At 56.8% G+C, this 12,055-nt stretch carries 18 protein-coding genes; 11 read left to right on the top strand and 7 right to left on the bottom strand.

Annotated elements, in window-relative coordinates:
* The first annotated feature begins 55 nt into the window (after window positions 1–55).
* The 7 genes from CHB83_RS21210 (at window position 56) to CHB83_RS21175 (ending at window position 4,793) form a co-directional block, all read left to right on the top strand.
* Complete coding sequence (locus tag CHB83_RS21210) at window positions 56–322, top strand: antitoxin VbhA family protein (protein WP_089334175.1); 267 nt, start codon at window positions 56–58, stop codon at window positions 320–322.
* Between the two features lie 2 nt (window positions 323–324).
* Window positions 325–1,734 carry a Fic/DOC family protein gene (locus CHB83_RS21205; RefSeq protein ID WP_089334174.1) on the top strand — a complete coding sequence of 470 codons (1,410 nt, stop codon included), beginning with the start codon at window positions 325–327 and terminating at the stop codon, window positions 1,732–1,734.
* Between the two features lie 18 nt (window positions 1,735–1,752).
* Window positions 1,753–1,968: a hypothetical protein gene (locus tag CHB83_RS21200; RefSeq protein ID WP_089334173.1), complete on the top strand. Its 216-nt coding sequence runs from the start codon at window positions 1,753–1,755 to the stop codon at window positions 1,966–1,968.
* A 524-nt stretch (window positions 1,969–2,492) separates the two neighbouring features.
* On the top strand, window positions 2,493–3,527 hold the full coding sequence (locus tag CHB83_RS21190; protein ID WP_089334171.1) for a hypothetical protein: 1,035 nt from the start codon (window positions 2,493–2,495) through the stop codon (window positions 3,525–3,527).
* Between the two features lie 115 nt (window positions 3,528–3,642).
* Window positions 3,643–3,915 (top strand): hypothetical protein, encoded by a 273-nt coding sequence (locus CHB83_RS21185; protein WP_089334170.1) that lies wholly within the window; start codon window positions 3,643–3,645, stop codon window positions 3,913–3,915.
* 60 nt (window positions 3,916–3,975) lie between these two features.
* Window positions 3,976–4,428 carry a hypothetical protein gene (locus tag CHB83_RS21180; RefSeq protein ID WP_089334169.1) on the top strand — a complete coding sequence of 151 codons (453 nt, stop codon included), beginning with the start codon at window positions 3,976–3,978 and terminating at the stop codon, window positions 4,426–4,428.
* Between the two features lie 8 nt (window positions 4,429–4,436).
* The gene (locus tag CHB83_RS21175) at window positions 4,437–4,793 is read left to right on the top strand and encodes a hypothetical protein (RefSeq protein WP_089334168.1); all 357 of its coding nucleotides are present in this window, start codon (window positions 4,437–4,439) and stop codon (window positions 4,791–4,793) included.
* Between the two features lie 41 nt (window positions 4,794–4,834).
* On the opposite strand, the gene CHB83_RS21170 is transcribed toward CHB83_RS21175, so the two are convergent.
* The gene (locus tag CHB83_RS21170; protein ID WP_089334167.1) at window positions 4,835–5,128 is read right to left on the bottom strand and encodes a hypothetical protein; all 294 of its coding nucleotides are present in this window, start codon (window positions 5,126–5,128) and stop codon (window positions 4,835–4,837) included.
* Window positions 5,129–5,169: 41 nt separating this feature from the next.
* Here CHB83_RS21170 and CHB83_RS21165 point away from each other — a divergent pair, with 41 nt between their 5' ends.
* Window positions 5,170–5,616: a hypothetical protein gene (locus tag CHB83_RS21165; protein WP_089334166.1), complete on the top strand. Its 447-nt coding sequence runs from the start codon at window positions 5,170–5,172 to the stop codon at window positions 5,614–5,616.
* Between the two features lie 33 nt (window positions 5,617–5,649).
* On the opposite strand, the gene CHB83_RS21160 is transcribed toward CHB83_RS21165, so the two are convergent.
* The 3 genes from CHB83_RS21160 to CHB83_RS21150 form a co-directional block, all read right to left on the bottom strand.
* Window positions 5,650–6,486, bottom strand: coding sequence for an agmatine deiminase family protein (locus CHB83_RS21160; protein WP_089334165.1), 837 nt, complete (start codon window positions 6,484–6,486; stop codon window positions 5,650–5,652).
* A complete protein-coding gene (locus CHB83_RS21155; RefSeq protein ID WP_089334164.1) occupies window positions 6,483–7,499 on the bottom strand; it encodes a hypothetical protein in 1,017 nt (338 codons plus the stop codon). Before CHB83_RS21155 ends, CHB83_RS21160 begins: the two co-directional genes overlap by 4 nt.
* 200 nt (window positions 7,500–7,699) lie before the next feature.
* A complete protein-coding gene (locus tag CHB83_RS21150; protein ID WP_143437230.1) occupies window positions 7,700–7,990 on the bottom strand; it encodes a hypothetical protein in 291 nt (96 codons plus the stop codon).
* Window positions 7,991–8,308: 318 nt separating this feature from the next.
* Here CHB83_RS21150 and CHB83_RS23945 point away from each other — a divergent pair, with 318 nt between their 5' ends.
* The 3 genes from CHB83_RS23945 (at window position 8,309) to CHB83_RS21140 (ending at window position 9,273) form a co-directional block, all read left to right on the top strand.
* Entirely contained in the window at window positions 8,309–8,446 is a 138-nt protein-coding gene (locus CHB83_RS23945) for a hypothetical protein (protein WP_179225596.1), read from the top strand.
* 39 nt (window positions 8,447–8,485) lie between these two features.
* Window positions 8,486–8,668, top strand: coding sequence for a hypothetical protein (locus tag CHB83_RS21145; RefSeq protein WP_089334162.1), 183 nt, complete (start codon window positions 8,486–8,488; stop codon window positions 8,666–8,668).
* 347 nt (window positions 8,669–9,015) lie between these two features.
* A complete protein-coding gene (locus CHB83_RS21140; protein WP_089334161.1) occupies window positions 9,016–9,273 on the top strand; it encodes a hypothetical protein in 258 nt (85 codons plus the stop codon).
* Window positions 9,274–9,610: 337 nt separating this feature from the next.
* Here the strand turns inward: CHB83_RS21140 and CHB83_RS21135 are convergent, their stop codons facing one another.
* The 3 genes from CHB83_RS21135 to CHB83_RS23940 form a co-directional block, all read right to left on the bottom strand.
* A complete protein-coding gene (locus tag CHB83_RS21135) occupies window positions 9,611–10,117 on the bottom strand; it encodes a hypothetical protein (protein ID WP_089334160.1) in 507 nt (168 codons plus the stop codon).
* A 10-nt stretch (window positions 10,118–10,127) separates the two neighbouring features.
* Window positions 10,128–11,285 carry a zinc-dependent alcohol dehydrogenase gene (locus CHB83_RS21130; protein ID WP_089334159.1) on the bottom strand — a complete coding sequence of 386 codons (1,158 nt, stop codon included), beginning with the start codon at window positions 11,283–11,285 and terminating at the stop codon, window positions 10,128–10,130.
* Window positions 11,286–11,760: 475 nt separating this feature from the next.
* On the bottom strand, window positions 11,761–11,904 hold the full coding sequence (locus CHB83_RS23940) for a hypothetical protein (RefSeq protein ID WP_179225595.1): 144 nt from the start codon (window positions 11,902–11,904) through the stop codon (window positions 11,761–11,763).
* Window positions 11,905–12,055 lie beyond the last annotated feature (151 nt).

Genomic DNA, 12,055 nt, shown 5'->3' with positions numbered 1-12,055 from the left:
GATTAAGCGTTGTAATAGTACCACTTCCAGTACCACTTCCCATTTCTGAAAAGCCATGAGCAAGACCTTCTTTGCGCCCGCCCCGGCCGGCCTCACTGCCGAAGAGTTAGCCGCCCGCCAGCAGCGTGAGCACGACAGCAACAACGCCATTGCCACGATGATGAGCAACGGCCCCGCGCCCAGCCCGGAGGCCCTGGCCCTGATGCAGCGCCACGTCGACGGCGAACTGACGATTGAGCAGGTCATCGAGCTAACCGACGAGATGCTCAGGGCCCGCTACGCGGCCAAATCGGTAGCCGGCACGCCCACCAGCGAAGTGTAATAATGGCGGTGCTCAATGACCGGTTCAGCGACGAGAATGGCGTGCGGCTGAACAAGATCGGAATTACCAACAAGGAGGATTTGGCGCAGGCTGAGTCAGATTCCTCCATTCCACGATTGAAGCTGCTCAACATGCAAGGCGGCATCCAGGGTGGGAGGTACGACCACGCCCACCTGAAGCAGGTGCACGAGCGGCTGTTCAGCGGCGTATACCAGTGGGCCGGCGAAACTCGGGCCGACCGCGAGTTTCAGGGCCACAAGGACACCCGTGTCACCGGCTTTCGTGAAACCATGACGTACGCGCCCCATAAAGAAATCCCTGAGCGGCTGGATGCTATCGGGGCGCAGCTCAACCGCGAGAACAACCTGAAAGGTCTGTCGGCCGAGAAGTTTGCCGAGCGGGCGGCCTACTACCTCGACCAGTACAACCATGCCCATGCCTTCCGGGACGGCAACGGCCGGACCATTCAGGCCACCTTCACCCAGCTGGGCAAGGAAGCAGGCTACGATGTGGACTTTAACCGGGCCAGCCCGGAGATTCTGAACCGCAGCCGCGACTTGGCCATCGTGCGGCAGTACCCGCCCACCGAGGCGGCCAAGAACCTGCAGCCGCTGAAGGAGATGTTTCAGCAAATCATTACGCCCACGGCCGGGGCAATAGGGGAGGGACTGCGCAACCCCAGCCAGGCGGTAACACCCGCCCCGGAGCTAAGCCCAGCAATGAAGGCAATGGATGCCCGGCGGGAGCTGGAGGTGACCGGCTACCGCGTAGCCAGTGTGGTGGCCAACATGCCCGGACCCGGCAACCGGGAGCAGGGAATCCGGCTGGGGCAGCAGGTGGAGGCCGTGAACCTTGACCCCAAGGCCATCCAGGGCAAAAGCATTACCGAGTTTCAGCAGGCAGCGGATAAGATTTTGAAGCACCCGGCCATGAAGGATACCCCGCTCGACCTGGCCGACGCCCAGCGCCTGAAATCCGCTTCGGTGCAGGTACTTCAGCTTGCTGAAGGCAAGGAGCTGGTGGCTCCGCCAATACAGCTGCAGCCCGCGGCTTCAGCGGCAAGGAGCACCGAACAGCCGGCTCCCGTAGCCCCCAGAACGCACGCCGAGGCTCAGCCCGTATTTGCCGCTGCCGCCCGCGAGGTGGCCAAGGTGCTGAATACCCATGGCCAGGCCGCCGCCGGGGCCAGCCTGCTCGAGGTAGCGAAGGACGTGGCGCGTAACCCGGTAATTGTCGGGCCCAACGCGGAGAGTTTCCGCCGGTCTCTCGACGCGGCCGAGAAACTGCCGGGGCTTGGCAGCAGCAAGCACTTGGATGAATTGCGTAGCTCAGCCAAAGTGCTGGCCACTGCCCCGGTGCAGGAGCGTAGTAGCCCCAGTGCCGGCCGTAGCAGCGGTGGTATCGAACGCTAAGCCTCGTACCTTGCTGCTATGCAGGACGACGAACTACATTTTCTGGAAGAGCAGCTGGCTGGCACCGAGCTGCTGGCTTGCGTGACGTGCGGAGAGGATACGCTGCACGCCCATTTGGAAGTGCTGGAAGTTTACCCCGTAGGAACGGAACTGCTGATGCAATGCACCCACTGCCAAACTGAGCGGAAGTGGATGGACTGGACGACGACCAAGCCGAAAGGTCAGGAGAACTAAGGGAAGCAGAGGAAGTATGACATTTATGTTGTAAATTCTAGGTGTACCATTTCTCTCTGTTTCCATGTCAACCGCATACTACCCGCTTCTGCACCTACTCGACGAACACGTTCCCTTTACTTTCACCCTGAATATGTTCGGCAATCATTGCCATGTATTCAGGGGGCAAACCGAGCTTGGCCATGTGAGTCTCTCTGACGAAGATGTGCGCCGTATCAAAGTTCACGCGTGGGGCGGCACGCATCCCTTCACCCCCCCGACTTCCTATTGAACGGCTTATCAGCATCCTAGCCCCGGCCACGTCTTAGCGCAGTAGAAGCCCTTCCTGTAGCACAGAGCTACCAAAAGCCTTTTCGGTCACGCGGCCGGAAAGGCTTTTGAGTTTTTGCGTGGCAATCAGAGACACAAGAAGACAATAAAACATTGTACAAAATACTATTAAAATTTGTATAAAATGCAACTTAGGGGAGAGGGCGAATGTTGACCATTTAGAATCAATAATCACCCAAAATACCCTTTGTAGCATGGAAAACACCCATCTTGCCAGCTATCAATTTGAAGTTCTCCGCCGGTACGGGGACAGCTTCCCCGCGGCGCTGTTCGCTACCATAGCTGAGGCAGCAGCCTACTGCCGCGCAGAGTTGAACGGCTACCTCAACCGCACCGACGATAGGGCCGAGGCTGCTTCGGTGGCGGCGGGCGAGCAGGTGCGGTTTCGTGGCCCACAGGGCCTGCGCTGGGTGAAAGGTCTAACTCACCCAGTACCGGCCGGAACCGCGCCGGCGCGCTTTAATCCCGGGCAGGCCGTGCGTCTTTTTGGGGTAGGGCAGCCGCTGACGGTAGCAGCCCGCGACTTTGTGCAGGGTGCTTGGCACTACCAATTCAAGGATGGTTCTGGGCCAGTGGCGGAGGCATTGCTGTATGGGGTGGACGACGAACCTACCCCGCCAGCGGCGGCAGCCGTGGCGGCTGAACCGCTTTTATTCAGCCTACACAGTAGCCAGATACTGGCCGGAGACGAGCAGGAGCAGCCGTTTTGGAAACCCTTGCCACCGCGCCTGTTTGTGCAGGTGCAAGCCGAGCAGCCCGACCAAACGAGCATCGTGGCGTTGTGCGGCACCACCGGCAAGCGGTTTATCACCCATGCCTACGAGCACGGCCCTTTTCAACTCGCGGACGGGCAGCGACTGGCTAGCGTGAAGGCCTTGGGCGAATACTTCGCCCGCCAGCACCACGCCATGCTCCCGGCCGAGGGCGTGGCCATGTTGCTGGGCATCGACGGCAGTATCCGGGAAGTCCGGCCCGTGAAGGGTAGGACATTCAAGCTGGCGCAGCTGTATGCGACTCTCGACTGTGACTACATCGACGTGCACCATCCCCAGCACGGCGCTTATCAGGACTGGATTCTGGTCTTCGACGACGAGGGCAAATTCAAGGAGCGACCCATTAACCCGCTGGCCACAGCCCTGTGGTACGAAACCTACCCGCTCGACCAATATTCCCCCGTGGACGTGGTAGCCGGCCCGGTTCTGCTCATGAGGTCGGAGATGATGAAGTAATGCCTGCAGCATCCCGGTTGGCCAGTGGCCGACCGGGATGTTTGGCAAATAGGCCACTACCTACTGGTTTCGCAATAAGTGCAATTATGCTTCGTACATTGTGCATAGAATAGCTATGGCTGTTTCCGTTCCCATTGACCACTTTACAACTGACCCGCTACCGCTAAAAGAGGCCCGGGCTTGGCTGGCGCTTGTACTCAAGCACCCGGCCTTTTCTGCCGAACGCCGACAGAAGGCCGGCCAGCTGATGGCTGCCGCGTCGGATGCCAGGCAGGTCTGCCGGTGGGCCGCGCTGGCATTGCTGGAGAGTGAGCGGTGGGAGGACGCGATACTACTCCGCGAGAAAGCGCAGGTCGGCCGTCCGGCTTTCCCGCTCTGTTGCTACTAACGGCGCGCCTGTACGTAAGCCAGGCACAACGCCTGCATTCTCACTCCTGACCCCGTACTATTGGAAAGCCTGCTTCGCATCCCCGGTATTCAACAAGCCGAGCCCTTCTATTTCTTTGATGACCAGGCCCAATCGGCCCGGTGTGAGGTGCTGGTTCACCCGGCCCACGGGTGGGCCATTGCCCTTGACCTGCCCCAGTTCTTTTGGGACCGTATTGCGTTAGGCGTCGTAGACCTGGCCGGTAAGCTCTGTGAGCAGTACGCCATTGCTCCGCCGGCGCTGGTAATGCTGGTGCGATACGCTGCGCCGTATGACGACCGCTACTACCTGCTACGCTTCGTGCACGGCGACGAGAGCATATTCGGAGGATTCACCTTCATTGGCCCCATGCGCGAGCCACTCGAACCGAAGCAGGTAGAAGCGCTACTGACCCAGGTGCGGGCCGGCGAGCCGCCCCAACGCTCATTCCGAGCCATTAAAAATCCTTTGCTTCCCCTTCCCAGCAGAAAGTAGCCTTGCTCATGACACGTCACCTCATTTCCATCCAGGCGCGGGCTGCCACTGTTACGGCCAGTACTCTCGCCGAACTGCTGCTGCAGACAGGTACCAAGATTATGCAGCTCACGGAGGGGCTAGATATCAACCACCGCACGGCTCAGCGCCGCATCAAGGAACCCGAAACCTTGACCATAAAGGAGCTGCTGGCGCTGGCTGCGCTGCTAAGAGTGCCCGAGCAGCAGCTTATCGACCTCATCCGCGACGAGTATCAGAACCGGCCGGCGGAAGCAACTGAAGAAGCGGGAGCTTCGGCTGAACCAGTTGAAAGAGAAGGCTCTATTATGAAAAACGAGCAGCCACGAAAACTCAAAAAAAAGTGAGCTTTCCCTTAATTAGACCAAAATGACGGTCTTCGCTGCCATTAAGCATTTTGCTTGTCGCGCTGGAGCAGGTATTCTCTATAGCTGCGGAAGGCAGATAGGTAGCTAGCGAGATTGTTTGTGTCTTTTTTATCGTACACTCCGGCCTGTTTTCGGCTATCAATCTCTTGAGATAATCTTGCGTCTGCAACTGCGAATTCCTCTAGAGATAAGCTGTCTGTATCCCACTGGTACTGGTCCTCAAGTATCTGTAAATAATAGGGGTATTGTTCAGGAGCAGACTTATAAGAAAATGTGCTCAACCATTCGCGGAATCCTTCCTTGTCAAATGCCATTTCTGTTTCTCGAAGTGACCTCGCAGTCGTTCTAACTCAATATGAAGAATAGGTTTGCCTTCACCAAGTACCGACTCATTGGCTACTCAGTTAGAGTTGTTCATCAAATTGGTGCCTGTGCCGTGGCCAAGATTGGTGAGGGGGGGAATCTTTGGCCTTTCTATGCGATTCGTTTTCGCAATCAATACGCTGAAGCTCATCGCAATGACCATTTACCTGCCGCTTTCGCTGCTCTCCGGCAATTGGATAATGCATATCAAGAACGGGAGGGAGATATGTTAAACTCTAACGATGCAGTGCAGCAGCTAAGCTTGGATGCGGCCTGTTTTGCTGCGTTCTGCGCTGCTACGGGTTTGCAACAGAGTAAATCCTACACTCGTCGTGAGGTTCGGGAGGCGATTGTTGCCGCTAAGCTAAGACGTCTTCCAGGCAGACCTTCTTACCTATCATTACTGAATAAGCTCGCTCCGCCAACTACTACAGTATAAGCCAGCGCAGAAACAGAAATTGAAAATCGTCAGCTACATGGGATTATCCCACGTCACGCAGTGAAATACTCCGCCTTGCTTGGCCACCGCTCTGCCATCGAGCGGGATTATTTCAAAGTCGGTGTAAAGTTCCTGCAGGCGGCGCATGACTAACTCATCCTCTGCTTGGTGGTAGATAGGAATAATCAACGTCTTTCCTACACTCAGGAAGTTGATGTACTCGCCCACTGCCGACGTGTAATTGGCGTTTTGGTAGGGATTGTAGGGCAAGGGTACACAGTCGAAGCCGGCGCGTCGTAGCGCCTTCTGCAGGTGCTGCCAGATGATGGGCTCATGCCGGCGGCAGTCGTTGATTAGGGCCGTTCGCTCATCGAGCAATTGCACTAATCCGTCTGCGTGGCCGGTGAAGTCGTCGGGGTGAGCCGGTATCAAGTCAATCCGATCTACTTCCAAGGCATCGGCCAGCATGCGCAGCAGGTGGGAGCGGGGCACCGTGGGATTTTCGCACAACACTTTGTCCGACATAAGTACCCGGCCGAACTGGCTGACCACGTTGCCACCGTCGACTATAAGCGGGCTACGCTGGAACGGCAGGCCCAGCTGGTGTACTACCGTAGCGCCATCGGTGATGGTTGTATGCCACCGCTTAGGACGCAGATAATCCGGGAAGTAGCGAAACTGCATCAAATGGCCGCGGGCAGTGAGCACGGGCATAAAATCCCGTGCCCAGATATCCCGGGTTCCGGGCAGGGTAGCGACTGTCGCCCCACTTTTAAGCAGCGCATCAATGAGGGCCTTCGCGGTAGCGGGGTGCCGCTGGGCGAGGGTATCGGCCAGGTAGAAGCGGGCAACTGGGCTGGCCGCAATCATAGCCAGCCTGGCTTATAGCCCAGGATGCGGCGCACTGTGTCAGCATCCATGCGCTGCTGCTTGCAGATACTTTCCTTGTTCTTGAGGCGAGATAAGTAGCCTTCATCGGCCAGAAAGCGGTAAGGCCGCGTCACGTAGGGAAGCACTGTGTCTTCTTCGTCAGGCCGAAAGGTTAGCCCTACGCGGGCCGTGCGCCAGGCCGCAGGCGGTGCTTCCGTCGGGGTAGGATTCTCCTCCAGGGAAAGGTACGTCGCGCCGTTCAGCGCGCTGCCCCAACTGGCCACCAGCGCTCTGGTCAGGAGCTGCGGGCCCATGATGTAGGGGTAGGAAGGCGTTACCTCGTCAGAAGGGGCAATGCTCAGCAATTGAAGCCCACGCAGCAGAATGCCACCAAAGCTGTTGCTGTCCCGGTCGCCAAACGTAAGGTCTAGACTGGTAGCCTTGTTGAAATACCAGTGCAGAGGCTTTAGCTGTTCCGCGTCTCTGTGTACGTAAGGGTCGGGGTGGTTTCGGCTGTGATAGTAAAACTCAAGCTCCGTGATGCGGAAGATTTTGGTTTCTGTCCGCACCACCAGGTGATGCTGAAGCGTGGCGGCTATCTCCGTGAAGAAGTAGTTGATGTCTTCGGGCTGAGCCTCGTGAATCTGCTGCGTCAGGTACTGAAGCCATTCCTTCGGCCGGCTATAGTTGCGGCGGTCGGCGGCCAATAGGTACTCGCTGAACTCAGCGGCAAAAGGCACCCGCTGCTCAATGAGGTAACGGGTTTGCGGCAGCCGCCCTGCCAGTGCAGTGTGATAGTAATGACAGATGAATCCTCCCAGCTCAGGTGACCCCGCTACGCGTAGGCCTTCTAGCAGCTCGGGCAGCGAGGCCTGGTCCGTGAGCCAGCACTCGTCGTACAGAAAGTTGGTATAAGTCGATGAAGGCAATTCAGCCTCGATGATGACACGGCTGGCCGGTAGATGGGCCGCTTTGCCGGCTTTTAAAGTCTCGATTTGGTGGGAAGAGAGCATGCGTAACACTGGGCTGATTGGTAATAGATGCCACAACATTACACCGCGAATTCATCCGCTCCTAACGAATTGCAAGCATTTTAAAAATGGGATAAGTAGTTGTATTAGTAGTAATTATAAATTTTTAAATTGCTGTAATAGCAATAATAAAGACTAACGATTTCGCTTGCGGCACCTCGCTGAGAATAGTTAGCGCATCCTTAGTCAGGGTCTTCCTCTTCCAACTCCAGGCTATTGAGATTCAGCAGTGAGTCGCAGGTTCTCTCCACATTGGTAAGCAGCTTGGTCAGCAGTTGAACATTTGGGTCGCTGCAGCTTTCCAATAGCTCTTTCGAGATGGTGTGGACTTCTCCCACCTCCACGGTGTCCGACCAGTCTCTCAATTCGTTGGCGATGGCGACCTGAAAAGTAGCGTCGAATAGTAGCTCCCGAATATGTACCAGCCTAGCGGCGGCATCGGTTAAGCTCTGCTTATAGGGGTCAGGACTCATGCTGTCTAGGAAAGAATCGGATAAGGTATTGTCAGGTGCGAAGCTAACATAGCGGCAATGGCCAGCAGAATAGGCTTCCATCCTCTGGATGCCTTGTCCATTTCGCTGCACAGGCCATACACCTCAAACAGCAGGGGGCAATGGAAAAAAAAGGTCTGGCAGCAGCGCAATGCTACTGGCTCACTCGACTAGCATTGGCACTTTCACACGGACAAAATAATGTATTTAATACAAATAATAATTGTATAAAATGCAAATAAATTGGTGGTAATGATGTTTTGTAAGTATGGGAAACGAACTCAAAATCACCCCTAAACCATGCATCACGACGCTTTTGAGCTTGCGCCCGGCGAGGTATTAGCTGACTGCTATGACCCCGCTGATGAGGAGTTGCAGCAGCCCGCGACACTCACGGCCGACGAGCTAGCGGCGTGGGAGGCTGACCCTTGGTTCTAATCCGATATGTCCACCACTCATTTTTCCCCAACTGCCCCAATGAAAGCCAAACGCACGTACCGCCCCGCCCGCCGCATTCCCGCTGACCGTCTCGCGCATATGCGCGCCGTAGCCGCTGCCAAGGCGCAGGCTCGCGAGGATGCTTATCAGCAGCGCATTGCCCCGGTAGAAGGGGTGTTGTTAAACAAACAGGGGAAAACCTCCGACTCGGATGCCAATTAGCTTGACTGCTAGTGATAAGGTTCAAATGCGCCGTAAGAGTAGCGAGGGATGATAGTTTTACACGCTCCTTAACCCAATCGGAAAAGACGAGCGAAAACGAACATTAACACTGTCGTTTTGGTCACATACCGGGTAACACACTGTCAAACAGAATACTAATCATGAAAACCAGATAGCTGTGCGCCTGGGTCGGAGGTTTTCCCCTATTTGTTTAACAACACCCAACGTGGACCTATGGGACTGGCAATGCCTTAACGCTGGCCCAGGGCAACTACCAGGTCATCGACCAGAGCTACGGCCTCATCGCCGGGGCCCCATCGGACCGTTACCTCTACCCCGAAGCCGAGGTGTACGGCGACAAAAACAGCTACCGGCTGCGGGCCTACCACCGCCTGGACCTGGGCGCCACCTTTACCAAGTCCGTCAAGTACGGGGAACGAATCTGGCGGGTGGGGGCCTATAATGCCTACAGCCGGCACAATCCGTACTACATCTACTACAGCTCAGGCGAGAACGACAGCTATTTCACAAAGGGGCAGCGGCGGCTTTATCAGCTGAGTTTGTTTCCCATTCTGCCAGCCCTCAGCTATGAACGCAGTTTCTGAACCTAGCGACTGTTACTCAGTAGCGTGACGACCAAGATTGATGGACACCTATTTCAACAGGCAGTAGGCTTAGAGTAATTTTATCCCCCCGCTGCTATAAGAAGGCCAAAAAGAGCCCTGCCTGGGCCTTTCCATTCGCTTGCCGCCCCCTTAGTCGGCTTTTTAGGTCATTGCCAAGAGTTCTGCAACAGCCACCCTCGTTTTACTAAACGGATAAACCTGACTTCATGAAAACAGAAGCGCCGGTCCTTTGGGGCTGGCGCTTCTGTTTTCTCACCAATCGCAAGGATTACTATCCACGGTTTCGGTTGTGGTGGTCGCCCGAGCGGACCACGCGCTAGCCCCGCTTTGGCTTTGAACCCTTGTTATTTGAGGTCATTAAGTACACCACGCCGGCCGTCAGGGCGGCCACGGTACCGAGCTTAATGAAAAGACTCTTCTTGTCGTGTTTCCATTCGGAGTTGTACCCCTTCTCGGCCCAGATGTTGGGCACCGTGCCATGCGCTAGGTCATCCAGCAGGCCTTCCACCACATTCACCTTGTCGGCCATTACCAGGGGCAGCCAGTGGAGGTAGCTGTTTTCGCTGTACTTGAAGGCGAAGCGCCGAATCATGCCGCTCAGGCCCGAAGGGGGCACTGAGTTGCCGACCACGGCCGTGTAATCGGGCCGCTCGATGGAGTGCAGCACTTCCCGGTCGAGGACCTGTTGGGTGGGCCGCTCCCAGGAGCGGCCGTCGTGTTCCTCGCCGGTGCGGTGCCGGTTTGGATACGTGGGGTCGTTTTTGGGGTCGGCATCGATGCCCCAGCCGGGGATGTGGGCAAAATCTTGTGCGGTCTTTTTCATGAGGCGCGGCTTAGCGATTAGCAGTGGGGGGGATGAGGACCGTCTTGATGCAATTGTCAAGCCTAGCCGAAAAAATGTGGTAGCCTTCGGCGACTTCCTCCAAGGGAATGCGGTGGGTTATTAACAAGCTGGGCTTGAGGATGCCGTTCATCACGTGGTCAATCATGCGGGGCAGGTGGCGCTTCACCGAGGCCTGGTTAGCCCGAATGGTCAGGCCCTTGTTGAGCACGTTGCCGATGGGGATGAGGTTGTCGGTCGGGCCGTACACGCCCACAATGGAAATTACGCCGCCTTTCCGCACCGCGTTGATGGCCCAGTGCAGCGCCGTAGCCGAGCCGCCCTGGAGCAGCAACTTGCGCCCGGTGATGGTTTGCATGACGTTGCCTTCGGCCTCGGCCCCCACGGCATCGATGCAGGCATCGGGGCCAATCCAATCGGTGATTTTCTTCAGGAACATGACCGGGTCGTCCATGTCGGTCCGGAAGTTGTAGGCTTCGCACTTGGCGAAATTCTTGGCAAATTCCAGCCGGTAGTCGTACTGGTCGATGATGATGACGCGGCCTGCGCCGAACAGCCAGCAGCACCGCGCCGCCATAATGCCCACCGGCCCCGCGCCAAACACCACCACCGTATCGCCGGGCTGAATGCCGGCCATTTCGGCGGCCTGGTAGCCGGTTGGCGTGATGTCGGTGAGCAGCACGGCGTCGTCGAGGTCCATGCCCGCCGGAATCACCGTGGGGCCGAAATTGGCGTAGGGTACCCGGGCGTATTCGGCCTGGCCGCCGTTGTGGCCGCCCCCGGTATGCGAATACCCCAAAAAGCCGCCACCGGCCGTAGACTCGGAATTAGATTCGTAGCAGTTGCCGTACATGCCCTGCTTGCAGCAGATACACCGCCCGCAGGCAATGTTGAACGGCACCATCACCCGGTCGCCCACTTTCACCTCGGTCACCTCGGAGCCAATCTCCACGATTTCCCCAATGAATTCATGGCCAAACGTCATGCCGACGCGGGTGTCCGGCACATTGCCGTTGTACAAGTGCAGGTCGGACCCGCAAATGCACGTGCGCAAAACCTTCACAATCGCATCCTCGGGATGCAAAATTTCGGGCATGGGTTTTTGAACGGCGCGGACCCTTCTGGGGCCCCGGAAATCCATTGCTAACATGGGAAGACGCTTTAAAAAGTGGAAAGAATGACTGGTCAGTAGTAGTACTCCCATCGCGTTCTTAAGTTGCCTCCACCGCCCAAATCCGTGGAAAATATCGCGCGTGACGGCTGGACTACTAACCACTTTGCCGGAGGGCCCTTTTGCTGAACGTTGGCTCCCGCTACCACCCCTCGCAGGGCGCTTGATAGAGTCCATTTAATCCGGTGCATAGCTTAATCCGGTGCATAGCGCGCGGCAGACACCGGATTTACCTACCTTGCCCCCCCGTAATCCAACGGTGAATGGGTAAGTTGACAAACCACAAAAACCCTTAAACCGAAGTCGTAGCACCGATGCGTGACCAGCAATTCTTTACCACCCGTCTATCCTTCACCGCCGGCCTTGGTTAAAAGTTTGGTCCAAATGTTACATGGCTACCAGTGCTGACCTTGGTTAAAAGGGTGGTCCGAAAGTCGCATCTGGCGAGCAAGACCTACGCAGGCCCTTGCAGCACATCAAAGAGCTGGGCCAGCTGCGGAGATGCCCGCAGTTGCTGGTCCGGTCGGTGCAGTACCGCCGACTGGGGTTCGGGACCAAGCAAGCCAAACCAGTTGAGCCCCCGCTCAAACGTGCGCACCCCATAGCAGTGGGTTAGTTGTTCCAGTGGCGTCCGGTACGCCGGGTCGGTAAACTCAGGGCTTACGCATCAAATCTAGGGAGCAGCCGCTCGGTTATTTTCGCGGGCGCAGGTTAGGAGCCGGGTCAGATAGTTATCGTTCCAGCCCGCG

The sequence above is a fragment of the Hymenobacter mucosus genome (assembly GCF_900188255.1).
Classification (GTDB): Bacteria; Bacteroidota; Bacteroidia; order Cytophagales; family Hymenobacteraceae; genus Hymenobacter; species Hymenobacter mucosus.
This window is presented reverse-complemented; position numbering and strand designations above follow the sequence as displayed.

Excerpts from the sequence above, each read along its gene's own strand:
- CHB83_RS21135 (WP_089334160.1), bottom strand. The coding sequence starts at position 10,117 with ATGAAAAAGACCGCACAAGATTTTGCCCACATCCCCGGCTGGGGCATC.
- CHB83_RS21165 (WP_089334166.1), top strand. The coding sequence starts at position 5,170 with ATGAAGAATAGGTTTGCCTTCACCAAGTACCGACTCATTGGCTACTCA.
- CHB83_RS21185 (WP_089334170.1), top strand. The coding sequence starts at position 3,643 with ATGGCTGTTTCCGTTCCCATTGACCACTTTACAACTGACCCGCTACCG.
- CHB83_RS21145 (WP_089334162.1), top strand. The coding sequence starts at position 8,486 with ATGAAAGCCAAACGCACGTACCGCCCCGCCCGCCGCATTCCCGCTGAC.
- CHB83_RS21205 (WP_089334174.1), top strand. The coding sequence starts at position 325 with ATGGCGGTGCTCAATGACCGGTTCAGCGACGAGAATGGCGTGCGGCTG.
- CHB83_RS21155 (WP_089334164.1), bottom strand. The coding sequence starts at position 7,499 with ATGCTCTCTTCCCACCAAATCGAGACTTTAAAAGCCGGCAAAGCGGCC.
- CHB83_RS21210 (WP_089334175.1), top strand. The coding sequence starts at position 56 with ATGAGCAAGACCTTCTTTGCGCCCGCCCCGGCCGGCCTCACTGCCGAA.
- CHB83_RS21130 (WP_089334159.1), bottom strand. The coding sequence starts at position 11,285 with ATGTTAGCAATGGATTTCCGGGGCCCCAGAAGGGTCCGCGCCGTTCAA.
- CHB83_RS21150 (WP_143437230.1), bottom strand. The coding sequence starts at position 7,990 with ATGAGTCCTGACCCCTATAAGCAGAGCTTAACCGATGCCGCCGCTAGG.
- CHB83_RS21175 (WP_089334168.1), top strand. The coding sequence starts at position 4,437 with ATGACACGTCACCTCATTTCCATCCAGGCGCGGGCTGCCACTGTTACG.
- CHB83_RS21200 (WP_089334173.1), top strand. The coding sequence starts at position 1,753 with ATGCAGGACGACGAACTACATTTTCTGGAAGAGCAGCTGGCTGGCACC.
- CHB83_RS21190 (WP_089334171.1), top strand. The coding sequence starts at position 2,493 with ATGGAAAACACCCATCTTGCCAGCTATCAATTTGAAGTTCTCCGCCGG.
- CHB83_RS23945 (WP_179225596.1), top strand. The coding sequence starts at position 8,309 with ATGCATCACGACGCTTTTGAGCTTGCGCCCGGCGAGGTATTAGCTGAC.
- CHB83_RS21160 (WP_089334165.1), bottom strand. The coding sequence starts at position 6,486 with ATGATTGCGGCCAGCCCAGTTGCCCGCTTCTACCTGGCCGATACCCTC.
- CHB83_RS21170 (WP_089334167.1), bottom strand. The coding sequence starts at position 5,128 with ATGGCATTTGACAAGGAAGGATTCCGCGAATGGTTGAGCACATTTTCT.